General features: G+C 45.8%; 24 protein-coding genes. 19 read left to right on the forward strand and 5 right to left on the reverse strand.

The features are described 5' to 3' along the window. Positions 1-30 precede the first annotated feature (30 nt). Positions 31-561, forward strand: a complete 531-nt coding sequence (locus tag ACZ5V1_RS09930; RefSeq protein ID WP_464388706.1) for a nucleoside/nucleotide kinase family protein — start codon at positions 31-33, stop codon at positions 559-561. A gap of 65 nt (positions 562-626) precedes the next feature. Here ACZ5V1_RS09930 and ACZ5V1_RS09935 read toward each other — a convergent pair whose 3' ends face one another. Next, a complete protein-coding gene (locus ACZ5V1_RS09935; protein ID WP_464388707.1) occupies positions 627-1,580 on the reverse strand; it encodes a calcium/sodium antiporter in 954 nt (317 codons plus the stop codon). A gap of 196 nt (positions 1,581-1,776) precedes the next feature. Here ACZ5V1_RS09935 and ACZ5V1_RS09940 point away from each other — a divergent pair, with 196 nt between their 5' ends. Beyond that, the gene (locus tag ACZ5V1_RS09940; protein ID WP_464388708.1) at positions 1,777-2,073 is read left to right on the forward strand and encodes an MTH1187 family thiamine-binding protein; all 297 of its coding nucleotides are present in this window, start codon (positions 1,777-1,779) and stop codon (positions 2,071-2,073) included. Positions 2,074-2,141: 68 nt separating this feature from the next. On the opposite strand, the gene ACZ5V1_RS09945 is transcribed toward ACZ5V1_RS09940, so the two are convergent. Beyond that, positions 2,142-3,521 carry an MATE family efflux transporter gene (locus tag ACZ5V1_RS09945; RefSeq protein WP_464388709.1) on the reverse strand — a complete coding sequence of 460 codons (1,380 nt, stop codon included), beginning with the start codon at positions 3,519-3,521 and terminating at the stop codon, positions 2,142-2,144. 479 nt (positions 3,522-4,000) lie between these two features. Between ACZ5V1_RS09945 and ACZ5V1_RS09950 the strand changes: the two genes are divergently transcribed. Beyond that, a complete protein-coding gene (locus ACZ5V1_RS09950; protein WP_464388710.1) occupies positions 4,001-6,637 on the forward strand; it encodes an ArnT family glycosyltransferase in 2,637 nt (878 codons plus the stop codon). 76 nt (positions 6,638-6,713) lie between these two features. Here the strand turns inward: ACZ5V1_RS09950 and ACZ5V1_RS09955 are convergent, their stop codons facing one another. Together ACZ5V1_RS09955 and rpmB are read right to left on the reverse strand one after the other, a co-directional pair. Further along, positions 6,714-7,250, reverse strand: a complete 537-nt coding sequence (locus ACZ5V1_RS09955; RefSeq protein WP_464388711.1) for an FxsA family protein — start codon at positions 7,248-7,250, stop codon at positions 6,714-6,716. 428 nt (positions 7,251-7,678) lie between these two features. Beyond that, positions 7,679-7,888: a 50S ribosomal protein L28 gene (rpmB, locus tag ACZ5V1_RS09960; protein ID WP_373794157.1), complete on the reverse strand. Its 210-nt coding sequence runs from the start codon at positions 7,886-7,888 to the stop codon at positions 7,679-7,681. Positions 7,889-8,084: 196 nt separating this feature from the next. On the opposite strand from rpmB, the gene ACZ5V1_RS09965 reads away from it, so the two are divergent. From ACZ5V1_RS09965 to ACZ5V1_RS10040, 16 genes are all read left to right on the forward strand, one after another. Continuing rightward, positions 8,085-8,615: a YceD family protein gene (locus ACZ5V1_RS09965; protein WP_464388712.1), complete on the forward strand. Its 531-nt coding sequence runs from the start codon at positions 8,085-8,087 to the stop codon at positions 8,613-8,615. A 52-nt stretch (positions 8,616-8,667) separates the two neighbouring features. Next, the gene (gene rpmF, locus ACZ5V1_RS09970) at positions 8,668-8,844 is read left to right on the forward strand and encodes a 50S ribosomal protein L32 (protein ID WP_160717946.1); all 177 of its coding nucleotides are present in this window, start codon (positions 8,668-8,670) and stop codon (positions 8,842-8,844) included. Next, the gene (gene plsX / locus ACZ5V1_RS09975; RefSeq protein ID WP_464386955.1) at positions 8,837-9,877 is read left to right on the forward strand and encodes a phosphate acyltransferase PlsX; all 1,041 of its coding nucleotides are present in this window, start codon (positions 8,837-8,839) and stop codon (positions 9,875-9,877) included. Before rpmF ends, plsX begins: the two co-directional genes overlap by 8 nt. Positions 9,878-9,930: 53 nt before the next feature. Next, entirely contained in the window at positions 9,931-10,920 is a 990-nt protein-coding gene (locus tag ACZ5V1_RS09980) for a beta-ketoacyl-ACP synthase III (protein ID WP_464388713.1), read from the forward strand. A gap of 133 nt (positions 10,921-11,053) precedes the next feature. Further along, positions 11,054-11,797, forward strand: coding sequence for a 3-oxoacyl-[acyl-carrier-protein] reductase (gene fabG, locus ACZ5V1_RS09985; RefSeq protein ID WP_160717954.1), 744 nt, complete (start codon positions 11,054-11,056; stop codon positions 11,795-11,797). Positions 11,798-11,881: 84 nt separating this feature from the next. Beyond that, complete coding sequence (gene acpP, locus ACZ5V1_RS09990; RefSeq protein WP_160717952.1) at positions 11,882-12,112, forward strand: acyl carrier protein; 231 nt, start codon at positions 11,882-11,884, stop codon at positions 12,110-12,112. Positions 12,113-12,283: 171 nt separating this feature from the next. Continuing rightward, on the forward strand, positions 12,284-13,531 hold the full coding sequence (gene fabF, locus ACZ5V1_RS09995; RefSeq protein WP_464388714.1) for a beta-ketoacyl-ACP synthase II: 1,248 nt from the start codon (positions 12,284-12,286) through the stop codon (positions 13,529-13,531). 74 nt (positions 13,532-13,605) lie between these two features. Further along, positions 13,606-14,844 carry a serine hydroxymethyltransferase gene (gene glyA, locus ACZ5V1_RS10000; RefSeq protein WP_464388715.1) on the forward strand — a complete coding sequence of 413 codons (1,239 nt, stop codon included), beginning with the start codon at positions 13,606-13,608 and terminating at the stop codon, positions 14,842-14,844. A 199-nt stretch (positions 14,845-15,043) separates the two neighbouring features. Further along, on the forward strand, positions 15,044-15,520 hold the full coding sequence (locus tag ACZ5V1_RS10005) for a deoxycytidylate deaminase (protein WP_464388716.1): 477 nt from the start codon (positions 15,044-15,046) through the stop codon (positions 15,518-15,520). Beyond that, positions 15,507-16,622, forward strand: a complete 1,116-nt coding sequence (ribD, locus tag ACZ5V1_RS10010; protein ID WP_464388717.1) for a bifunctional diaminohydroxyphosphoribosylaminopyrimidine deaminase/5-amino-6-(5-phosphoribosylamino)uracil reductase RibD — start codon at positions 15,507-15,509, stop codon at positions 16,620-16,622. The genes ACZ5V1_RS10005 and ribD overlap by 14 nt, the downstream gene beginning before the upstream one ends. Before the next feature lies 1 nt (position 16,623). Then, positions 16,624-17,286 carry a riboflavin synthase gene (locus ACZ5V1_RS10015; protein ID WP_464386960.1) on the forward strand — a complete coding sequence of 221 codons (663 nt, stop codon included), beginning with the start codon at positions 16,624-16,626 and terminating at the stop codon, positions 17,284-17,286. A 64-nt stretch (positions 17,287-17,350) separates the two neighbouring features. After that, positions 17,351-18,568 carry a bifunctional 3,4-dihydroxy-2-butanone-4-phosphate synthase/GTP cyclohydrolase II gene (locus ACZ5V1_RS10020; RefSeq protein ID WP_373794154.1) on the forward strand — a complete coding sequence of 406 codons (1,218 nt, stop codon included), beginning with the start codon at positions 17,351-17,353 and terminating at the stop codon, positions 18,566-18,568. A gap of 135 nt (positions 18,569-18,703) precedes the next feature. Beyond that, positions 18,704-19,174 (forward strand): 6,7-dimethyl-8-ribityllumazine synthase, encoded by a 471-nt coding sequence (gene ribH, locus ACZ5V1_RS10025; protein WP_160714542.1) that lies wholly within the window; start codon positions 18,704-18,706, stop codon positions 19,172-19,174. Positions 19,175-19,177: 3 nt separating this feature from the next. Then, positions 19,178-19,645 carry a transcription antitermination factor NusB gene (nusB, locus tag ACZ5V1_RS10030; RefSeq protein WP_464388718.1) on the forward strand — a complete coding sequence of 156 codons (468 nt, stop codon included), beginning with the start codon at positions 19,178-19,180 and terminating at the stop codon, positions 19,643-19,645. A 554-nt stretch (positions 19,646-20,199) separates the two neighbouring features. Beyond that, entirely contained in the window at positions 20,200-22,689 is a 2,490-nt protein-coding gene (gene leuS / locus ACZ5V1_RS10035; protein ID WP_464388719.1) for a leucine--tRNA ligase, read from the forward strand. Between the two features lie 486 nt (positions 22,690-23,175). After that, positions 23,176-24,714: a DUF697 domain-containing protein gene (locus tag ACZ5V1_RS10040; protein ID WP_464388720.1), complete on the forward strand. Its 1,539-nt coding sequence runs from the start codon at positions 23,176-23,178 to the stop codon at positions 24,712-24,714. 127 nt (positions 24,715-24,841) lie between these two features. On the opposite strand, the gene ACZ5V1_RS10045 is transcribed toward ACZ5V1_RS10040, so the two are convergent. Further along, positions 24,842-25,300, reverse strand: a complete 459-nt coding sequence (locus ACZ5V1_RS10045) for a YaiI/YqxD family protein (RefSeq protein ID WP_464388721.1) — start codon at positions 25,298-25,300, stop codon at positions 24,842-24,844. Positions 25,301-25,459: the final 159 nt, after the last annotated feature.

Consider the following 25,459-nt stretch of genomic DNA (forward strand, 5'->3'; position numbering starts at 1 on the left):
ATATGTGCACCCAGAACCGGAGAAAAGAACATGGCAGTTATTACAGGCACTGATCACTTTATTCAGGATAAAGCTGAAGTAAAGGATGCTGACGCAACCATTACTTTTGGCAAAAAAACTGAGCTCGAAACATTTTCAACAAAAGAAAGCATTCTCTTTCTAATCGGATTCACCGGTAGCAAAAGACATGAACTGGCGGATATTCTTGCTTCCAAGTTAGAGATGTCCGTACAGGCACCCGAAGCTATTTCGTCTCTGGATGAACTAAAAGAACTTTGTAAGAAGACCGGCAGCATCATTGTTATCCCTCAGTCTGCAATGCGTCATGATGATATTCGTAATGCCCTTCGAGAGCATGGAAAGGTATTCTATCTTATGACAGAGCTACTGCACCTTGCCCATAACCTTGGGCTGAATGCTGAAGAAGGACGCGAGCAGATTGGTTCAGATTTCATTGAACTTGAACCGCACATGCTGGCATCGCTTCATTTTATTCTTCATGGCTGGAAAGAACCGGAAGACCTCGTTGAAAACGTACTAGAGCCACTAGGCTTGTTATAGCCGACAATCCAATATTCAATAAAAAAGCGGGTGAATCGTACTGATTCACCCGCTTTCTATTTACTTTATGCGGCGGCGCGCCATATCTCAAAAAGCCAACGCCCTATGCCGAAGGCAAAGAGTAATATCCCCTCATTACGGGTAATCTTACCCCGCGTCCGGATTAGCAGCCACAGAAGTGCTACGGCTCCGACAGCCATGCTCATATTCAACAGTTCACCATGCTTAACAGCAATAGGCTGAACCATTGCAGTTATCCCGAGAACTCCCGCGAAGTTAAAAAAGTCACTCCCCACAAGGTTACCCAGAATCATATCATTCTTGCCTTTCATTGAAGCAGAAAGACACGTCACAAGCTCAGGAAGAGAAGTACCGGCTGCGACAATGGTCACACCAATAAGCCATTCGCTCAAACCGAAAATGCGTGCAACGCCTGTTGCACCATCAACCACAAACTGGCTGCCAAGGCTTACTGCAATAAGACCAATCGGTAACAACATGTAATCTTTCCACGTTGCGACTTCACTATCGCTTGTCACTTCACACATGGCAGTGCTTTCTGTACCTGTCGGCTTCTTGCATCGGTAATACATCCAGCCAAGATACCCAACAAAAATACAGCATAACACCAAGCCATTCCAACGTCCTAACTGCCCATTGGACACCATCAGGCGGGTGAGAAGTTCTACACCGAACAATATAGGAATATCTCGAACAATTAATGCCTTACTGCCGGATACGTTCTTAATCATCGCCACGGCACCAAGAATGATACCGAGGTTAAAGATGTTAGAACCGACAATATTCGCGAAAGAAATGGATGGAATTCCTTTTAACGCTGCGGTCAACGTTACCAGAAATTCCGGCAAACTTGTTCCCATTGCAACAATAGTCAACCCGATAACGAGTTCAGAAATTCCAAAGCGGCGGGCAATGGCGGACGCAGCGTCCACAACAAAATCAGCCCCTTTCCATAAGAAGAGGGCACCAGCCAAAAGATACGCAATATGTAGAAGCATGTAGTTACCAAATAATAAGGTTATTGTGCACTGTTAAGGTAAGCCTAAATACATTCCGAAACAAAGTGGTCATGTAAGATGTGTCGCACTGCTTGTCTAGAGTTTGCTTACAATTACCCCATAACGGATGTTGAAGAATACGCCTCACAAGCGTATTGTTGCAGGCGCACGTTAACTTTACTCAAAAGGATATATCATGTCTGTGATAGCAGAGCTTTCTATATTTCCGATGGACAAGGGCACAAGCATGAGCCCTTATGTCGCACGAGTCGTCACCGTCATTAAACAAAGCGGACTCGCATATGATTTCGGATCGATGGGAACGACGATTGAAGGCGAATGGGATGAAGTGATGCAGACAGTCTCTGCTTGCTACAAAGAGCTTGAGCAGGACTGCGATAGAATCTATCTCACACTCAAAGTAGATTCCCGTAAAGGCAGAAAAAATGGCTTGAAAGGAAAAACTGAATCTGTAGCTGCGAAGCTTAAATAATATTTATTGTCCCGAACGGTTGAGCGCGCTTAACCGTTCGGGACGTATCAACAAGAATTGAACTCTGTTTACATCAGCTCTATGGTCTTCCACTTTCCAGTTCGAAATCGACTGTATGCAGCGAATGCAAGAATACAAACGTAAACAAGCAACATTGCCCAGAGAGCATGCAACCCTGCATCAAAAACATAACGACCAATCATTATTGGTACGCCAAGGCAGAAGATTGCACAGAATGCGATAGCCCACATTACATACATAGTATCGCCCGCGCCCTTCAACGATCCGAAAAAGATCAAGGCAACGGCATCCTGCATGCAGAAAAATGCTACATATGCCAACAAAATCTGACACATAGATTGAATCTGGGCAAAATCTGCAAAAGAAATATCTTCCGGTTTAAAAAGCGAAGTCAGCTCATACGGGAACAGCAAAAAGATTGCACCAAAAGTTCCCATCCAAAGCAAGGCTACGTGCAATACGCTATGTGCTGCCACCGTGGCCTGATCAACATGCTTTTTCCCCATCGCCTGTCCTACTAAAATAGAAGCCGTAATGTGAAGCCCGATAACAGGCAGGAATGCTAATGAGTTGATGGACAACACAATGTTAGAAGCTGCAAGCTCTGTTTCACCCAGTTGTCCAACGACCATGATGAATACAGTGAATGCAAAAACATCAAAGAAGTTGTTTGCACCACTTGGAATACCGAAGCGCATCATCCGCAAGAAAAGGGCTTTGTTGAAACGCCATGCACTAACAACATTGTATATTGCATCATTCTCCGGCTTAAATACCAGTAAAGAATACATTACAAGCTGCATTGCCCATGAAGAAACAGTTGCAAGTGCCGCACCTGCAATACCCATTTCCGGAAAAATCCACACGCCGTTAATCAGCATGTAATCAAGTGGTATGTTGATTACAACAGCGATTATATTCACAACCATATTCGGACGGGTTTTCCCTAATCCGGTGAAGAAACAGCCAATTGCGTTTGCAATGAGCGCAAAACCCGATCCCATGGTGAGAATAGAAAAATATGTAACTTCCTCACGCTGCACTTCCGGCGCATGCCCTACGAAGGCAAAAAACGGCTCTGCAACTAAAACGAGAGCAGCAAGGAAGACCCAAGCAAAACAACAAAAATATATTGCCTGCCAGACTACGGAACCAATTTTTTCGCACTTACATGCACCATAGTATTGTGCAATAAACACAGAGCTATAGGCAGAAATTCCAAGTGCGAACAATAAAAACACCAGATGCACCATAGCTGCCGGTAATGCAGCAGCAATCGATATCAGTGAATAGTTACTTAGAAAAATCCTGTCGGTAAATTCCATGGCAGTTGTAGAGCCGAGACTAACAACAAGCGGAAGACCTATGTTGAGGACATCACGATAACCGAATGGTTCTTTCCAGCGTTTTTTAAACCGAGATAACATTAACTACTCCTAAGGTAATCCCCTGAAAAAACGCACACAATCCAACAAAAGTGTACGTAAACAGGACGTGGTAACAATACGTTGTGAAACGAATACTCAAGCCTAGCCGTAAGTACAAGTCTCAATTTGTGAACATGCACTTTTAAACAACAGTTGGGCACTGCTTATTCTGTATCAACATTTACTCAACTAGTTGAATCAATAAAAATTGAATTAACAACATCAATTTTTATTGAAATAAGAAGACACGTTCTACGCAAGCAATTTTTATTTTACAAGAAAAAGATGAACACAAAACTTTATCCTTTCACCACAGGATGTTACTCGTATATGTAATAGAGGTACCTATTACAATTTCGACCGTATGTATTTTAACCCTAGTATTTTCTTGAGTTTCTCATCCAATCCAGCTTATTTTATGCTAACTTTGAATGCACAATCTAGTTTTTTTGAAGCTACTCAACCATACAGGATATATCATGAGCGACTTTTCTGATCCTACAAAGTCACAAGAAAAACCAAAAAGCACCGAAGAGAAATCTACAGAGCCTGCTAAAAAGGACGCTGTTGAAGCCCCTATTGAACAGGAAGACTCTGTAGACGAGGTTGTGCCACAGGATATTCTTTCAGAAGAACCACTTGCCGCAGCAGATGACTCTTCTGAAAAAGTAACTGACTCCTCGCCCTCTTCGTCTGAAAATATTGAACCGAAAGAAAACGTTGAATCCGATAATATATCAGACAGTTCTCATGCAAATGACGAAACAGATAAAGTAGATGAAGCTCCTGTTTCAGAAGTATCTGATGACGCTGAGTCACCTGTCAGTGAAACAGAAACGTCTGATGTGAGCATTGAAGATGATGAAACAGACGAAGCAGATGAGGCTCCTGTTTCAGAAACCTCTGATGACGCTGAGTCACCTGTCAGTGAAACAAAAACGTCTGACGTGAGTATTGAAGATGATGACACAGGCGACACAGATGATGAACTTATTGTTGCCGCTGCTGCATCAAAAGTGAGTAGCAGATTCGCTGGAACGCGTGTGGAAACCATTCGCCCAGAGCCGGACTCCAAACATTCTGAAGACGCTACGCCTTCGCATGACACCATTTCTGCTGAAGTTCCTCCTCAAGAAAAAGAAAAGAAAAAGAAGAAAGAAAAAAAGCCAAAAGAACCACTTCCCGATGTTGCACCGGAAAGTAAAATTCTTAACAGCTTTTCCCTTCTTCCTTGTCTTACGCTTATTATATTTGCAGCTCTGCAAGGCGGTATAGCTCTCTTCTCCAGAGATCTTTGGCCGTTGCAAGAAACACAGGCTGCCGCAGTTGTAAAAGACACTCTTGCAGCTTCAAACTGGCTCACTCCAATGTTGGATGGAAAACCATACAGCGGTGCTATGCCTTTCTACTTCTGGTTCTCAAGCGCTGTAGCGCTCATTCCCGACATTGCCATTACCTTTGCAGTAAAAGCCAGCACGCTGCTCAGCAGCATACTTTTTGTACTCTCAACATATCTCTTTGCCCGCGCCGCCGGTATTAGCAAAAAAACAAGCCTCACAGCCGGCCTGCTTACAATGGCAGCATTTTTACCGGCTGTGACCATGCAGCTTAACGGTATGGAAACACTCTTTGCCGCACTGGTAACGTTCGCACATGCCGCATTTGTTATGGGCTGGAGACGGGAACGCTCCTTCTTCTGGCTCATCACAGGATTTATCTGTGCTGCTGCTGCAACCCTGACTGGCGGCTTCCCGGGGCTGTTTTTACCATTGTTCAGCATCCTGTTCATCACCTGCTGGCGCAAACGCCCAACCCGATTCGGAGAGTGGGATGTTGCTGGCGGTTTTGGTATTTATCTCTCAATTGTTCTCAGCTGGTTTGCGTATGTCTATTTTGCAGTTCAGCCAGATTACCTGTTAAACCTTGTGCCTAATGTTCTTGCAGCACCATTCAAAGGTGCACTGGCGCATCTGCCATACTGGTGGCACATGCTTGCCATGCTTCCTTTCATCCTGCTGCCATGGCTCGTTGTTTTTCTGGTTCTTCCTTGGACAAGAGTAGTTAGTGTTTCATTCTACAAGGATGTTCTAGCAACCAGAAATCCTGAAAATATCGGCATCGCCTACCTATGGCTTTCTGCAATATTAACATGCACCCTCTACTGTGCGTTGGATTACATGACACCTGTCTGGCTTCTTGTACTCCTTCCACAAATTGCAATTCTTACAGCGCGTGCAATCAAAAACTTTTCGCCGTTACGCAGTAAAGTTTTTTACAGGTTACTTGCAGTTGTCTTCTTTGGCTTCGGCGTAGCTCTGATCTGTCTTGTAAACTTCACTGAGATTATTCCTTTCGAAATCCAAGGCTGGATGTACATGGCTGCTATCCTTCTTGCAGCCGCTGGCATCTTCTGGTTCCGTTTCCCGCTTAACAGCAGATACGGCGTAATCGGTATGACTGTGGTTATGACACTTCTTATGCAGCCGCTGTTCATTATGTCAGCCCCTGCGATTAACAGTTTCATTTCCACCAAAGACATCTCGCTTACCATGGAAGAATACGCAGCAAAGGACTTCACCCCTGTAGTCTACAATGCTGACCCTGCACCATTTGCATACTTTGTAAACGAACCGGTTATCCATATAATAGATCCGCATTCGCTGACTACCATCCTAAATTCAAAACGGAATGTTGTAGTTATTATGAGTGCGACCGAGTGGAACAACTGGCTCACAAAACCAGAGTCTCTGGAATTGGTTGGAACACAAAAAACTGCCATTCCACATATCGGACAGGGATTCATTCTTGCTATTCAGGAAAAGAGTTCAAGCAGATATAGTAATCCATTACCAGTTGATGGGCAGCCAAAATCTGTCACTCCAGACACACAGGATCCTGCACAGGCCCCTACAGCAGATGAGCCGGCAACGACTCCGTCTCCTAAAGAAAAGCCTGCAATGGATGGTCCGCAAACAGATAACGAAGAAGAGCCTGCTCCACTTCAAGAACCATTGAATGACCACAGCACAACCGCGACATCGGCTGATTCTACAACAAAACAGGATGCTGCGATGACAATGCAGGTTGCACCGGAGCTTGCAGTACCGGATAATTAATCAGCATACTTCAGAAAAAAACAAAAAAAAGGCTCTTCACATCTTGTGTGAAGAGCCTTTCTCATTAGGTTCAGGTCTACTTCTTTTCTTCGTCAACTGGCTCACAATCGATCACTATTGCTTGCCGTGGAGTCTGCTTTTGTGCATCATTTTGAATTTCGCTGTAAATGGCCTGTTCGTCTTTCTGCTGGCCTCCTGAAGAGTGCCATGTGTAATACGTAAATCCTGCGTGATTTTGTGATTCACCACGCACCGCTGCTGCGTTAAACTGCTTACGTAACCAGCGAGCTAAGGGCTTGCGGGTTAACGGAAGAAGCATTGCAAGTCCGGCAAAGTCTGTTACAAAGCCCGGGGTAAGCAACAGCAAGCCTGCAATAAGGATTAACAAACCTTCTACCATTTCATCTGCTGGCATGGCGCCTTCATTTAAAGACTGCCGCACTTTCTGCATGGTATTAAAACCTTCCATGCGGGCAAGCCACGCACCGGCAACACCAGTAAGAATCACAATTCCGATTGTCGGTAGGCCGCCGATCACGGAGCCCACAGAAACAAGCGTATACAATTCCAGAATCGGAATGAGAGTAAATAGTAAAAATAATCTTCCAAACATATTGTTGTGCCCTTCAAATTCTAAGCAATCTATCCGTACCCTAAAGAACTAATCATTCTAAATGAGATGACAAGCCTTTTTACGGCCACGTCCCCCACCTCTATAGTGCCATACATCCAATATACAGGAATTACGCAACAAGTCACCACCACCAGTTGCAACATATATATGTACAAATTGCTTTGTACGGGAAAAGGCTGTTGCGTTACGCACAGCGCAGCACTGCAAAAATATAATAATCAGATAGAATCTTCGTAAGTAGAGTTCACTATCTGCGCCAATTAGTAAAGAAACTAATGTGAAAAACAACGCAGAGATAAAGAAATGTAAGTTTTTACTACGTCTTAATAAATTTTAGACAAAAAAAAATCTCACCATTTCTGGTGAGATTTTTTCTTTTCTTATCCAATCTGGATCGCCGAAAAAGCTTAAGCACTCTTTGTTGCTACAGGCTTAACTACAGCGCCAGAACGAAGGCAACGTGTGCAAACGTTGATGGATTTTACCTGTCCAGTAGGCATCTGATGACGAACACGCTGGAGGTTAGGCAAAAAGCGACGTTTAGTTTTGATGTGTGAGTGGGAAACATTGTTACCGACCTGTGGGCCTTTACCGCAAATAGCACATTCTTTAGCCATGGCGATTCTCCGTATATTAAAGAAAAAAATTTATTACTTTGATTGTCACGCAAGAAGAACTTATCTAAAAGTCTTACTACAACTGCGCAAGCAAAGAGATGGGTGTATTATACCCTCGATACAAAAAAGGCAACCCTTTTCTTGACAAACAAACGCTCTCGCATGTAGAAATCCCCTTCCGCAAGAGGACACAAATATGAAACAACTTTGGCTAGCAATCAAGGACTTGCCTCCAGAAGGCAAGGAAATAATCATCAACGACCAATCCATATGGCAAAGTCCGATTGATGAATTCGCTCTTCCTTACACTATAAAGAAAGAGTTTGCAGCCCGTTTATTCCTCATCCCTCAAGAGCAGGGATGTATATTGCACGGCAGCATAACAGGTTCTGTTGCATTGCCATGCAATAGATGCACTCAGGACGCTACAATTAGCATCAACCAAAAATTTGATGAAGTATTCATACTTGACGAAGAGCTAAGTTCGGACGATACCGAACCTAATGTTCGCATCGCCAATGAAGTTACTGGAATCGAAGTTGAGATTGCAGGCGTTCTTTGGGAAGAATTTGTCATCGCCCTTCCGGTCAAGCCTTTATGCAAGGCAGACTGCAAGGGTCTTTGCGCTGAGTGCGGCAAAGATTTAAACACTGGAAAATGCGAGTGTGAAGATTCATCACTCGATCCCCGCTTTGCGGTTCTTCGGAACCTTAAGGTGGATAAATAACGATTACGTCTTTCGGAATTCGTTCGAAAGCAGAATAAAGAGAGGATCTGTCATGGCTGTCCCTAAGAAAAGAGTATCCAAATCCCGTAAGGGCATGCGTCGCTCCCACCACCGTGTGGCTGTACCTTCCGTAGTATACTGCGAATGTGGCGAAGCAACACTTCAGCACCGCGTTTGTGCAGCTTGTGGCTCTTACAATGGTCGTCAGATCAGTAAGGACGATGCATAGCATCCCCGTTATAGCCGTGGACGCAATGGGCGGTGATATTGGACCGTCCGTTAACGTCCCAGGTGCTATTAAGGCTGCTCGCACCTTCGGTATCAAGGTTATTTTTGTCGGTAACGAGAAATTAATCAATGCCGAACTCGATAGGCTGCCCCTTAAAGGGGTGGCCTATGAAGTAGTGCACACCGATGAGGTGGCAGGAATGGACGAGAAGCCTTCCGATATTCTTCGTCGTAAAAAGAATGCGTCAATTCAGGTTGCATGCCGCCTTGTTAAAGAAGGCAAAGCAGATGGCATTGTCAGCGCCGGTAACTCCGGTGCTACTGTCGCATGCGGTATGTTTATCATCGGACGCATTGCTGGCGTTGAACGTCCTGCCCTTGCGAGCGTAATGCCTACAGAGAAGAACCCTATCGTTCTACTCGATGTAGGAGCCAACGTAGATTGTAAACCTCAGCACCTCTTCCAGTTTGGCCTTATGGCCAACGCCTTTGCCCGTGACCTTCTGGAGTATGAATCTCCACGAATTGGTCTTCTATCCATTGGTGAAGAAGAAGGCAAAGGGAATACACTGGTAAAAGAAACCTACGATCTGTTCAAATTGACAGACGATATTAACTTCCTTGGAAACGTTGAGGGACGTGACCTTTTTACTGGTGAAGTTGATGTTGTTGTCTGTGACGGCTTTGTAGGTAACGTAGCCTTAAAACTCAGTGAAGGTCTTAGTACCTCCATGGGCCGGCTATTAAAACGACAGTTGATGTCTAGTACAATTGCTAAAATAGGCACCTTGCTGGCTAAAAAAGCGTTTAAAAAGTTTGCAAAAATTGTGGACTATGCCGAATATGGCGGCGCACCAGTACTGGGACTTAAGGGGATCGCGATTGTATGCCACGGCGCTTCGAATGATAAAGCTATCTTCAACGCCGTAAAAATGGCATCTATTTTCGTACGCAAAAAAACAAATGAGCGTCTAGTCGAAGCCATCAGCGCTAATCAAGAGCTGACGAGCTTTGGTAGAGCTATTAAGAACTAAAGCTGAGGCGGTGCAGTGCAACTGCGCCGTTTTGTGGCTTTCCGGAAACTGCAATGAAAAAGCAATGTTACATCCGGGGATTCGGAGCATTTGTTCCTGAAAAGGTTCTAACTAACTTCGACCTCGAAAAGATGGTCGACACAAGCGACGAATGGATCAAAACCCGCACCGGGATTGAGCAGCGCCATATAGTGGCAGAAGGTCAGGCAACTTCTGATCTTACTACTCAGGCAGCAGAAGCTGCACTTGCCGATGCGAAAATGAACCGGGAAGAGTTATCCCATATTCTTGTGGCGACCTGTACTCCTGATGCTTACTGCCCAAATACAGCATGCATCACAGAGGACAAGCTTGGCTTAAAAGGCCTTATGGCTCTTGACTTAGCCGCAGCTTGTTCCGGTTTTGTATACGGGCTAAAAGTGGCTAGTTCTCTTGCGCAGACAGAAGAAAATTCAAACGTTCTTTTGTGCGGCGGCGAGACAATGTCATCCCGTACTAACTGGGAAGATCGTAACACATGCGTTCTTTTCGGTGACGGAGCTGGCGCGGTAATTATCTCTGCCACTCCAACTGAAGATTCTACAGCTATTGTAGACGTCGAACTTTCCTCTGATGGCTCTTTATGCGACCTGTTGACAATTCGCGGGGGCGGTTCAGCCCACCCTTACAAGGTTGGTCAGCCCGTCCCTGAAGAGCATTTCATTATGATGCAAGGACGCGAAGTCTTTAAACATGCTGTTCGCAGCATGGTAGGCGTGTGTAACACTCTTATGGAACGCAACGGCCTTACTCCGGACGACATCGATATTCTCCTTCCGCATCAAGCGAATATGCGAATCATCGAAGCAGTCGGTAAAAAGCTCACTATTGATAGTGAGCGAGTATATGTAAACGTGAATAAAGTGGGTAACACATCCGCAGCATCTATTCCGCTTGCACTCGGACAGGCTAAAGCAGCCGGCACATTAGAACCTGGTAAAAACATTCTGCTGACTACATTCGGCGGCGGTTTTACCTGGGGTGCAGCGCTGCTTAGAACCTAGAGATCTTCTATAATGCTATTCTCTTCCTAAAAGTTAAACATTCTTTTATGTTACACAGCTAGTTTTGGGAATTGAAGTTATACTCTCTTTGGGGTATAAGGCATTGCTTTTAACACCTAACCAGAAGTGAATAATTATGGAATTACTTTCAACTGCACTGGTTACCGGTGGCTCTCGCGGGATTGGCAAATCCATCGCTGAGCAGCTGGGTAAAGCCGGATTTCAGGTTTACCTCACATACGTTTCCAAGCCGGAAGAGGCAGAAAACGTTGCGGCTTCTATTGAAGCTGCTGGTGGTAAAGCAAAAGCGTTCAAATTAGATGTTGGCAATCCAGATGACATTGCTGCATTTTTTAAAGAAGAAATTAAAGACAAAGTGAAGCTTGATGTTCTTGTGAACAACGCTGGCATCACTAAAGACGGTCTCCTCCTTCGTATGAAGACAGAAGACTTTGATCGTGTCATTAACGTAAACCTGCGCGGAGCTTTTGTTGCTTGTAGAGAAGCAGCAAAAATCATGAGTAAACAGCGCTGCGGCCGTATCATCAACCTTACTTCTGTAGTAGGTCAGATGGGTAACGCAGGCCAAGCTAACTACTGCTCTGCTAAAGCTGGTATTATCGGCATGACAAAATCTATGGCAAAAGAACTCGGTAGCCGTAATATCACCGTGAACGCTGTTGCCCCTGGTTTTATCAAAACCGATATGACTAACGCTCTTCCAGAGACTGTGCGCAGTGAATACGAAAAGGCAATCCCTCTCAAACGCATGGGCGACGTAGAGGACATTGCAAATACAGTAGCCTTCCTTGCATCAAACAGTGCTGGCTACATCACTGGGCAAGTTATTGCCGTTAACGGCGGCATGTACTGCTAACGGACTAGCGTCCGTAAAAGAACTTTACTGCCTTCTTTTGAGAAGGCAAAATAACAAAAAGTAAACAATCCATTGGAGGAATCCATGTCTGCAGAAGCAAAAGTAAAACAGATTATCATTGAGCAGCTCGGCGTATCTGAAGAAGAAGTAAAAAACGAAGCATCTTTCGTTGAAGACCTCGGCGCTGACTCCCTCGACCTTACTGAACTCATCATGGCTATGGAAGAAGAGTTCGGCATTGAAATCGACGACGACGACGCACAGAAGATCCTGAAAGTTCAGGACGCGTACAACTACGTAGCTAAACAGCAGTAGTTCGCACTGTTACAGCGTTTTATATACAGGCGTCTTGTGCTCACGGCATAAGACGCCTTACCCGCTTATTTTGATGGTACATTAAATGAGGTAGTGCCATCTGCGCAGCTTAAAGAGAAGCGGGTAGGTTTGATCTCTTATACAGCGCACTTTTTCCCAGGAATGAAGCATATGACTGAAAAAAGAGTAGTAGTAACTGGCGTTGCCACCATCAACCCACTCGGGAACGATGTTGACACAAGCTGGGACAACCTGATTGCCGGAAAATCCGGTATTGGGCCAATTACCCAGTTTGACGCAAGCGAGTTTAATTCACAAATTGCTGGCGAAGTTAAAGATTTTGTTGCGGCAGACCATATTCCGCCAAAACAAGCTCGTCGCATGGATCGTTTCGTACAGTTTGCTGTAGCATGTGCACAACAGCTCATGACAAACTCTGAATACGAAATCACAGACGAAAATGCTAAACGCGTTGGTGTTATGCTCGGCGTTGGTCTTGGTGGTCTTAACACCATCGAAACCTTCCACAGCAAACTCACAAGCGCAGGCCCAAATAAGATCAGCCCATTCTGGATTCCAATGCTGATCTCTAACATGGCACCGGGACAGGTATCCATTTTCACTGGCGCAAAAGGTGCAAACCTTGTATTCACCAGTGCTTGTGCATCCGGTACCCACGCAATCGGCCATGCATTTGAAGATATTAGATCCGGACGCTGTGATGCTGTAATCACAGGTGGTACAGAGTCCACTATCACCCCTATGGGTGTATCCGGCTTTACCGCGCTTAAAGCACTTTGCAGCAACCGTAACGATGAACCGACTAACGCTTCCCGTCCATTCGACAAGGAACGCTCCGGATTCGTCGTCGGCGAAGGCGCAGGCCTTCTCTTGCTGGAATCATACGATTCTGCAAAAGCTCGCGGTGCAAAAATTTACGCAGAAGTTGTGGGCTTCGGTTCTACTAGTGATGCATTCCATATGACTGCACCACGTGAAGATTCCGAAGGAATGGCTCAGTCAATGATCGACGCTATTGAAGAAGCTGGTATCGCGACTGACGCTGTGGACTGCATCAACGCACACGGCACCTCTACTTATCTTAACGATAAAGCAGAGACCGGAGCGATGAAAAAAGTCTTTGGAGATCATGCGTACAAGCTGCGTATCTCTGCGAACAAGTCTCAGACTGGACACCTTTTAGGTGCTGCTGGTGGCATGGAAGGAGTCTTCTCCTGCCTGACACTCGATAAAGGACTTGTTCCAGGAACAGCTAACCAAGAATCTCCTGACCCTGAATGCGATCTGAATTACATGGGGAATGGTTCAGAGAAGTATCAAGCTGAGTACGTGCTCAGCAACAACTTCGGCTTTGGCGGCACTAACGCAAGTGTGCTGTTCAAGCGTTTCGACGGGTAAATGTGTGGGCGTATGCAGCTTGTAGCTGTGTACGCCCTTTTTCTTCCTCATTTAAATAGTAAGGGGCATCACTCATGGATGAAGTCTTTATCCAAGATCCCGAAGTAGGCCGTTCCATTTTTCAAGAGATCGATCGTCAGACCGGTGGTCTTGAATTAATCGCATCAGAAAACTTTGTATCAACAGCAGTACGTCAGGCTCAGGGTTCCGTACTTACTCATAAGTACGCTGAAGGCTACCCGGGCAAACGTTACTATGGTGGTTGTGAGTACGTAGACGTAACCGAAACCATCGCTATTGAACGTGCAAAAGAAATCTTTGGTGCAGAATATGTTAACGTGCAGCCGCATTCCGGCAGCCAGGCTAACATGGCAGCTTACTATGCCATCGCCAACGCAGGCGATACTGTACTCGGTATGGATCTCTCTCATGGGGGACATCTTACCCACGGCAGTCCTGTCAACTTCTCCGGTAAGTTCTTTGACGTTAAAGCTTACGGTGTAAATCGTGAAACTGGTCGTATTGATTACGATAACGTTCTCGAGCTTGCAAAAGAACACAAACCAGCGGTTATCATCGCCGGTGCGAGTGCATACCCTAGAGAGATTGATTTCGCTAAGTTCCGTGCGATTGCAGATGAAGTAGGTGCTAAACTTTTTGTGGATATGGCTCACATTGCAGGCTTAGTTGCAGCTGGCTTGCATAACTCTCCAATTCCACATGCGCACGTAACTACTACCACCACCCACAAAACCCTGCGTGGTCCACGCGGTGGTATGATCCTTTCCACTGAAGATATGGGCAAGAAATTGAACAGCCAGATCTTCCCTGGAATTCAGGGTGGCCCACTCATGCACGTTATTGCTGCTAAAGCTGTTGCTTTTGGCGAAGCATTACGTCCTGAGTACAAGGTTTATCAGAAGCAGGTAATTGCTAACGCTGCAACTCTTGGTCAGACTCTTCTTGATGAAGGTTTTGATCTGGTTTCCGGCGGCACAGACAACCACCTCCTTCTCATCGACCTCACCAACAAAGACATCACCGGTAAAGATGCTCAGCTTGCTCTTGATAAAGCTGGCATTACTACCAACAAAAACACTGTTCCTTTTGAAACCCGCAGCCCGTTCGTAACTTCCGGTATCCGTATTGGTACACCGGCGCTTACCAGCCGCGGTATGAAAGAAGCAGACATGCAGCGAGTAGGTGCATGGATGGTTGATGCGCTTAAGCACATCGACAACGATGCATACCTTGCTGATATCCATAAGCAGGTTACGGCGTTTACGCGTCAATTCCCGCTTTTTGCTTGGTAAAAGCACGAGGCCGGGGATAACATCCCCGGCCTTTTTTTTATCCAAAATTCAGACTTGTAAGCTTTTATACTTTGGGCGTATTTCTAAATTATATATGGTGCCTTGACTGCGACATGTCACACACATATCTTATATGTTCCTAAAAATTTTTTGTTAGATACCATTACATTAGAAATACCACTTGTTGGAGTTAATACCAATGCAACAGAGACTTCCTTGGCCTCAATATTTTATGGACATCACCTACATGGTTGCTGAGCGCTCCACCTGCATTCGCCGTAAAGTCGGCGCAATTGCAGTTAAAGATAAGCGCATCCTTGCAACCGGCTATAACGGTGCACCTGCTAACACATCTCATTGTCTTGATATTGGGTGTCTTCGTGAAGAACTTGGCATTCCTTCCGGCCAGCGACATGAAATGTGCCGAGGCCTCCACGCGGAGCAGAATGTAATTATTCAGGCTGCTGTCCACGGAGTATCACTCGACGGAGCAGAAATTTACTGCACCACCATGCCGTGCCTCATCTGTACAAAAATGCTCCTCAACTGCGGCATCAAAGCCGTTTACTATGTTGAAGGGTACAATGATGAACTTGCCGCAGGCATGGTAAAAGAAGCCGGTGTGCCATTCATTAAAATTGACCACGTAGTTCGAGACGTCAATGCAGCATCCTAACGCCCATTTTATGCGTCGGGCAATTGCCCTTGCAGAAAACGGACGCGGCGCAGCAGCACCTAACCCGACGGTAGGTGCTGTACTGGTTCAGCACGGACAAATTGTTGCTGAGGGGTACCATACTGCTTGCGGGCAACCACATGCAGAAATTGAATGCCTCAGGGACGCTGCAGAAAAAGGCATTTCTCCCCAGAACTGCTCAATGTACGTAACGCTCGAACCGTGTAACCACTACGGTAAAACACCACCCTGCTCTAAAGCTATTTTAGAAGCCGGTATTAAGCGTGTTGTTATCGGGCTTCAGGACCCGAATCCGAAAGCTAAAGGTGGTGCAGAGTTTTTACGTGAAAACGGGGTTTATGTTGAAACCGGAATGCTGGAAGAAGAATGCCGCGAACTCGTGTCAGACTTCCTCACATGGGTTCAGACCCCCTATCCGTTCACCACATTGAAACTCGCTTCAACATTAGACGGCAAAATTGCCACCCGTACGGGACACTCCCAGTGGATAAGTGGTGAAGAGTCTCGCAAACGAGTTCATGAGCTAAGAAAAAAAGTTGATGCAGTAATCGTGGGTGGAGGAACCTTCTACGTAGACAATCCACAGCTTACCTGTCGTCTTGAAGGCGTTGAGCAACAACCGCTCGCAGTAATCGTCACCAAACGATTGCCCGACAACCCTGACCAATTCACACTTCTGCAAGATCGCCCAGAGCAAGTTATTTTCTGGACAAACGAAAAATCAGCCTTATCTGAAGCAGCAAGCAAGTTGCAATCGTTAGGCTGTTCTGTGAAGGGGTTACCCGAACAAGACGGCAATCTCGACCTTGCTGCGGGGCTCGCTTGGCTGCGTCAGGAAAAAAACTGCCTCTACACCCTTTGCGAAGGCGGGGGAAAATTGGCATTATCGCTTCTTGAGAACAATCTCGTAAACGAATTTCAGTTGCATATGGCTCCAAAAATTGTCGGAGATCAAAGCGCACCCGATATCTTTTCTGGTAGAACCATAGCAACCATGGATGAAGCGCTCCGCTTACGAATTATAAATACGGAACTTAGCGGCGAAGATGTTATACTGACATTGCGCCGACAGGAAATTTAGTATGTTCACAGGAATCATTCTTGGACAGGGCGAAATCCGTTCTATTCAGAATATGGGCAAGGAAACTCGCCTTACAATCAAGCCACGCTGCACATTAACCGACTTTGTACTCGGTGAATCTATAGCGACAAACGGCGTGTGTCTGACCGTTGAAGATTTCGGTGCGGACTGGTTCACTGTTTATGCTTCTGCAGAAACAATGGGGCTTACCAACCTTGGTAAACTTAAAACCGGTAGCAATGTTAACCTTGAACGCGCTCTTGCAATGGGTGATCGCCTTGGCGGACACATTGTAAGTGGACACGTTGACTGTATCGGCACTGTGGATTCGGTTCGTCCGGCAGGACTTTCAAAAATCTACAGAATTTCTTTCCCGCAGGAGTTTGATACACAGGTTATCCCAAAAGGCTCAGTGACCCTGGACGGGATTAGCCTCACAGTTAATGCTTGTGGAAACAGTTTTCTGGAAGTAAACATAATCCCTGAAACTCAGAAAATTACCACAATAGCCCAGTGGAAACCGGGTTACAGTGTTAATATAGAGACGGACGTTATTGGAAAATACGTTCAGCGTATGCTTGGTGCATGGCAGCCCAATGCAACGCAGGAGAAATCTGCTCCCAGCTCTATTACTGAAGAGTTTCTCAGAAAGAATGGATTCTAATTTTTGCATTCATTAATCTGCTTCGTGGGACATGCAGTTTAAGAAAATACAACGAGGTGCGCCAATGCCAATGTGTACGGCCGAAGAGGCCATTGAAGAGATTAAAAAAGGTCGGATGGTTATTCTCGTAGATGACGAGGACCGCGAGAACGAAGGTGATCTTACTATTGCTGCTGAGCATGTAACACCTGAAGTTATTAACTTTATGGCAACGCACGGTCGCGGACTTATTTGTCTCGCACTTGCCCCGGAATGGGTAGACAAACTCAATTTGCCTATGATGACCCAGCGCAACGGTTCCAAATTCGGCACCAACTTTACAGTTTCTATTGAAGCTCGTACTGGCGTAACAACCGGCATCTCAGCTAAAGACCGCGCAACTACTATTCTTGCAGCTATTGAAAACGACGTACAACCGGATGACATTGTCACCCCGGGTCATATTTTCCCATTGCGTGCCCAGAGAGGCGGCGTACTCGTTCGTGCAGGTCAGACAGAAGGTTCTGTAGATCTCGCGAAACTTGGCGGCCTTAAAGGTGCAGCAGTTATTTGCGAAATCATGAAAGACGACGGTGAAATGGCACGCATGCCTGATCTCGTTGAATTTGCTGAAAAGCATGATATGAAAATCGCAACCATTCGCGATCTTATCCGCTACCGCATGCGCCCTGACGAACTTTCCGTCACACGCGTTGCTGAAGCAGAAATGCCTACTAAATACGGTGAATTTAAAGTCATCGCATACGAAAATGAACTCGAGCCGGAAACTCATATTGCCCTTGTAAAAGGCCCTATTGATTCCAGCAAGCCAGTACTCGTTCGCGTTCACAGCGAATGCCTCACTGGTGACGTGCTCGGCTCCATGCGTTGTGATTGCGGCGACCAGCTTGCAAATGCAATGTGTAAAATTCAGGCAGAAGATCAGGGCATCATCCTGTACATGCGTCAAGAAGGACGCGGTATCGGCCTTGCCAACAAAATTAAAGCGTACAATCTTCAGGATCAAGGCTATGACACTGTAGAAGCAAACGAAAAGCTCGGCTTTAAAGCTGACCTTCGTGACTACGGTATCGGCGCACAGATGCTGGTAGATCTTGGTGTACGTCAGATGCGTATGATGACCAACAACCCTAAGAAGATTGTAGGCATCGAAGGTTACGGAATTGAAGTTGTGGAACGCGTTCCTATCGAAATGAACGCCTGCGAATTCAATGTAGATTATCTGCGCACTAAAAAAGAAAAAATGGGACACATGCTCGAGCATCTTAACGATTCCGAGTAGTTACCGTTATTTGAATTAACAATACGCTCCCTAGCCCTAAAAATAGTTCTTTTCAGGGCTAGGGAGCTTGTTCTATACTTACCGACCCGCTTTTGCTGCTGGAGTAAAAGTCGGTCTCAAGAAGGAGATTATACTATGCATCATATCAAAACTATCGAAGGTCAGTTCGACGCTAAAGGTCTTAAAATTGCAATCATTGCAACACGTTTCAACGATTTCGTTGTTGATCGTCTTGTCGGTGGCGCAGTAGATTACTTAGCTCGCAACGGCGGCAGCCGCGAAGACATGACTATTGTTAAGCTTCCTGGCGCATTTGAAATGCCAATCGCTGCTAAAAAACTGGCTGCTAGTGGTAAATATGACGGCATCGTAGCACTTGGCGCGGTTATTCGCGGCGCTACTCCTCACTTTGATTTTGTATGTAATGAATGTGCGAAGGGTCTTGCTCAGGTTAGCCTTGATTCCGACACTCCTGTTGGTTTCGGCCTGCTCACCTGTGATTCCCTCGAACAAGCAATCGAACGCGCTGGCTCCAAAGGCGGCAACAAAGGCGTTGAAGCCGCATCCGCCATGCTTGAAACATACCGTGTTCTGGAGCAATTGTAATATATGGCTAATAAACCAAAAAAAACACCTCGCAAGTTGGCTCGTGCACAGGCATTTCAGTTTCTGTACGGTTTAAATTTTTCTCCTGCTATGACCATCGAGTCCTTGCAGGAAGCGTACATGATCTCTCCTGACAATGCCGACAAGCCAGATGCTCAGTGTCAGCCGGAAGGCTTCACTTGGGAGCTTATCGAAGGCGTATGGAGTAACTACCGCGCTCTCGACGAAGTGGTCGCTCAGTTCTCCCGCCACTGGAAAGTGGAACGTATCGGTAAAATTGAAATCACTCTGCTCCGCCTTGCAATTTTTGAAATGCTCTACCGTGAAGACATTCCACCAAAAGTTGCAATTAACGAAGCTATCGAACTTGCAAAACAGTTTGGTGACGACCGTTCCCGTCCTTTTGTTAACGGTCTCCTAGACGCTGCTGCAAAAGCTCTGGATGATGGCACACTGGAACTTAAGTACTAAAAGTTACGATATATTAAGGACGCCTACGCGGGCATATTCTGTCCTGCCTTTGTAAGGGAATTCCCTTTGATCGCGATTAAACGAAAACTTTTTTCTCAATAATCACGATTCCGGCTTCTTTAACTATCGTTTTTCAGTCGCCTTCATATATAGCGTTTTTTTGTGCCCGGACTCCTTAAAAAAGGAGCCCGGGCATATCCCGTTAAAAATGACATTTTTGCGTAAAACAAAGCTCCTTCTCTTGCCGAAGAACAGGTAGTTTTGTATTGCAAGGCATTAAAAATAAATATGATGTTCCGGACAGTTCAATTTGCTCTTAATGAGCAGAAACTTTCTGTGTAACTACATACATTTTATAAAGAATCAAAAAACTGTTGTTTACATACGTATGGTCATCCCCGCTGCGACTTCGCACAGGAACCTTTCGTAAGTGCGGTCAAGGGGGCGTCCCCCTTGCGGATGAAGGGCAAAGCCCTCCCGCCGGAGGCATCTCTCCATGACTCATATTTACAACAGACCTTTTTAATGAGCGAAAGATTAAAGGAACTGTCGGCATGAAATACGATCCGCAAGCCATAGAAACTAAGTGGCAGCAAACTTGGGCTACCAACGGCGATTTCCACACCGATCACACTTCGGACAAACCTAAACACTATGTGTTGGAAATGTTCCCGTACCCTTCCGGCAACATCCACATGGGTCACGTTCGTAACTACTCCCTCGGTGATGTTGTAGCACGTTTCATGCGTATGAAAGGCAAAAACGTAATGCACCCTATGGGCTGGGATGCTTTCGGTCTTCCTGCAGAAAACGCAGCTATCAAAAACAACATCCACCCTGCAAAGTGGACTCACTCCAACATCGACAATATGCGTACCCAGCTTTCACGCCTTGGTTACTCCTTCGACTGGCGCCGTGAGCTTGCCACCTGCGACAAAGAATACTACCGCTGGGAACAAGTATTCTTCCTCAAATTTCTTGAAAAAGGTCTGCTTTACCGTAAGCGTCAGGCTCAGAACTGGTGTCCTACTTGTAACACCGTTCTTGCTAACGAACAGGTAGAAGACGGCCTTTGCTGGCGTTGTGACACTGTTGTTGAACAGCGTGACCTCGCACAGTGGTTCCTTAAAATTACTGACTACGCCGAAGAACTACTTGCTGACCTTGAACAACTTAAAGGCGGCTGGCCTGATCGCGTTATTTCCATGCAGGAAAACTGGATCGGCAAATCTATCGGTGCTGAAATTACGTTCACCGTTGAAGATTCTGAAGAAACAATTCCAGTCTTCACCACCCGTCCGGATACCGTTTTCGGTGTTTCCTTCATGAGCCTTGCACCAGAACACCCAATGGTGGAAAAGCTCATTGCAGGTAAAAAACAGGCTGACGATGTACGAGCATTCGTAAAACGCATCACCAGCATGGACCGTATCGAACGTACTTCTGACAACCTCGAAAAAGAAGGTATCTTCACCGGCGCTTACTGCATCAACCCAGTAAACGGCGCTAAAGTTCCTGTATACGTTGCTAACTTTGTTCTCGTTGATTACGGCACAGGCGCTGTAATGGCTGTACCTGCACACGATCAGCGTGACTTTGAATTTGCTCGCAAATACGACCTTCCACTTCAGGTAGTTATTCAGCCAGAAGGGGAAGAGCTTGACCCTGCCACCATGACCGAAGCAATCTCTGCACCGGGCATGATGGTAAACTCCGGCGAATTCACAGGCATTACCAACGAAGAAGGTAAAGACAAGGTTGCGGTTTGGTTGCAGGAAAACAACTGCGGCGAAAAAACCATCAACTACCGTCTGCGCGATTGGAACATCTCCCGTCAACGTTACTGGGGTGCTCCAATCCCTGTGGTATACTGTGATGCATGTGGCATTGTTCCTGAAAAAGAAGAGAATCTTCCTATCGAACTGCCATTGAACGTACAGACTCATGAAGATGGTCGCTCCCCGCTTCCTGACACTCCAGAGTTTGTAAACTGCACATGCCCTAAATGTGGCCTGCCAGCACGTCGCGAAACAGACACCATGGATACTTTCGTAGAATCCTCATGGTACTTTGCTCGCTACACTGACGCACAGAACCACGATGCTCCGTTTACTCCAGAAGCTCTCGAATACTGGGCACCAGTTGATCAGTACATCGGTGGTGTTGAGCACGCAATTCTTCACCTTCTCTACGCACGCTTCTTCACAAAAGCACTGCGTGACTGCGGTTACCTGACCTTTGACGAACCATTTGCAAACCTGCTCACTCAGGGCATGGTACTTATGGATGGTTCTAAAATGTCCAAGTCTAAAGGCAACGTAGTTGACCCGACTGACATGATCGCACGTTACGGCGCAGATACAGTTCGTCTCTTCTGCCTCTTCGCAGCACCGCCAGAGCGTGACTTCGAATGGTCTGAAACCGGCATTGACGGTTCTTACCGCTTCGTAAACCGCATTTGGCGTCTTATTGAAGAACTCGAAGGCGAACTGATCGCTGTTGAGCCTTGTTCTTCCACTGCTGACGACTGCACAAGCAAGGAAGCAAAAGGCATTCGTCTCAAAGAGCACGAGACCGTTAAGAAAGCTGGCGATGATATCGAACAGCGCTTCCAGTTCAACACCGCTATCTCAGCAGTTATGGAACTGGTTAACGAACTCTACCTCGCTAAAGATGCACTGAAAGGCGACGAAAAAGGCCGCAAGGTTCTTTCTTCTGCGATCAGCACCGTTATCAATCTCATGTCCCCATTCACTCCACACCTTTGTGAAGAAATCTGGGAACAGCTTGGACACAAGGAACGTCTCGTACACGCTCTGTGGCCAACCTACAGCGAAGAAGCAATGGTTAAAGACGTGCTCACAGTTGTAGTACAGGTAAACGGTAAAGTTCGTGCTCGTCTCGAAGTACCTGCATCCGCAGGCAAGGACGAAGTAGAAGAACTCGCTAAAAATGATGTTAATGTTAAGAAACATGTTGAAGGAAAAACCATCCGCAAAGTGATCGTTATTCCTGGCAAGCTTGTTAACATCGTAGCAAACTAGTTTTTGATAGACGGTTGCTTCCGGTGGGTCTTCGACGAGCCTCCGGCGGCCTAAGAACCTTTCTAAGTAGAAAGGTTCTTAGGAATCTCCAAAGACTTTTTACTGCGAGCTAAGCACGTTGCTTACAATGCCTCGCGGCTTACGCTCCATTACCTTTCGTAATACACAAAAAGGCTGTCCTATTTATTTAGGACAGCCTTTTTTTATTGGTAGAGTATGCAAAGGTAGGCATGTAACCATATTATCAACAAATATTTTGGGGATTAAAACACCTCGAAGGTCTTTAACCGCTGGGAAACTAGCTGCTGTTGCGGGTGTTAAAATAGTTAGTAATAGCAATGCGAAAAAATTTACATAATTCCTGTAATCACACAAACCTTACAAAAAAATAACTTCACTTTCTGAAAGCAATGCGCGAGAAATTAAGTATAGAACGCACAACTTCATCTCCGTGCATTGGCACACGGACTTTTTTTCTGGATTCAAATGCATTCAAAAATCAAAATTATTCTCATCATTCTTTGCGGTGTAATTTCCATCGCTCTTGGTTCTTTGTTGCTTTCCGGCATCCGTGCTATCGCTGATGTTTTTGCATACATCGATCCAACATATGTGCCATTTGTATTCTGGTCACTAACCGTACTCGGGCTGGGATTACTTGGCTACGCAGGTCTGTCTTTATTTGTCTTCCCGAAACCGCTTATTATTTCACAAGACCCGACGGAAGATCAAATTCAAGAGTATCGCCGTGCGTATGTTGAACGCTTACAGCGCAACCCGTTTCTTAAAACTCAGCAAGCGCCATGTAAAACAGAGCAAGAAATTAAAGACGGTATTGCGGCACTCGAAACTGAGGCAAACCGCCTGATTGAAGAGACGTCTAAACGAGTCTTTATCGGCACAGCGACAGCACAAAACGGCAAGCTGGACACGCTTATTGTCTTCGCGCTCATCACACATCTTATCTATAAAATTACTAAGCTCTATGCGCAACGACCACATATGAGCGATCTTGTTACGCTTTATAAAAACGTTGCCGCCACTGCCTTCTTTGCTGGTGCAATAGAAGATATTGTTGTGGAAGAATATACACAGCAAATAGTCGGCCCACTTGTCGCAACATCAGTTATGGGAAGTGTTCCAGGAGCACAGGCTGTTGCTTCCGTCGTAACTGCATCAATTCTTGATGGCTCCATGAACTCACTGTTGACCATACGTTGCGGCATTATCGCCCGTGATTATATGAGTATTTACACAGACGAAGATGTACTGAGCAAAAAAGAAATCCGTAAATCTGCCACGCGAGAAGCCGCTGCAATGTTCATGCGCACTTCTGGCGACACAATTTCCACTGTTGCGCAGTTACTTATTTCCGGCGCGTCCAAGACTGTAAAACGAAGTATGGCAAAAGCATGGGATGCTGTCCGTAACATCGGCTCTTCTTCTAAATCATCTGCTGATGAAAACACAGAAGAATGCCGCGACCCATCTGAACCAACTAAAGAAAAAAAACAGATCCTTCGTTCAGCTCGTGACTGTGTTTCAGACACGACTGATAGGATTGTGTCTAGAGCATCCTCCACAGGAAAAACGATTACGCAGGCATCAAAAAGTGCTGCAAGTGGTGTGGCTGCAGGCGTTACAACTGTAACCTCCACAGCCGCAAAAGGCGTTACCGTTGCTGCAAGCACAGCAACCAAAGGAGTCTCAACTGCCGCAGGTTGTGCAGGTAAAGGAATCTCTGCCACAGCAAACACTGTAACTGGTGGAATCTCAATAGTAGCTTCTGCTGCTAGCTCAGCAACAAGCGGAATCAGCTCTGCGGCATCATCGACAGCAAGCGGTCTACAATCTGTTGGTAAAAAAACGGCCAGCGCTGTTACAAGTGCTGACGCAACCGTGAAACGCGGTGTAAAAAAATCCGGCGCAAAAATATCATCTGCTGCCGGAAAGACAAAAAAGGTTCTCACTAGCCCCTTCGTAAGAAAAAAGCGAAAAAAAGATAAGTCCTCATCTTCTGAATAAACAAAACGCTCCCAGAGATACTTCTCTTGGAGCGTTTTTTATTTTCTTAAAATAAATTTCAGAGGCTGACAGGGAGGCAAGACGACTCAGTACAAGATCGTTTATATTGCCATCCCACCATCAAAACTTACTCTTCTTCTTTCAATCTTCGAGTCACAAACTTATCCAACTGGTTGGTAAAGTCCTGCTTATCACGTGCACCCAGTGGTGCTGGACCGCCGGAAACCATACCGCCACTTCTAAGTTCTTCCATAAGATGACGCATACGAAGCAGACCCTTAATGTTCTCGTCCGTATACAGCTGACCTCGTGGATTCAGACCGGTTGCACCCTTTTCAACAATTTTATCTGCAAGGGGAATATCGGCGGTAATGACGAGATCACCTGAATTTGCAAGCTCCACAATTTCATTATCCGCCACATCAAATCCCGCACCCACACGGATAAAATCAAGGTACGGTGAAGAGGGAACTGACAAATGGCTATTTGCAACAAGCGTGGTCTTAACCTTACGTCGCACAGCAACCGTAAAAAGAACTTCTTTTATCACCTTGGGGCACGCATCCGCATCTACCCATATATGCATATCTACTCCGGAATTATTCTTAAAACACAATTACGTGCATACATTTATATAAATAACTTTTGAGGCATCTATTTACCCGTTAAGCGTATACGAAGCTAGACGTAATCACACTTCATCTGCTATCAATTATCGCGTTGGTATCACATTGCTTATACATGT

Source organism: Halodesulfovibrio oceani subsp. galateae, assembly GCF_055397225.1.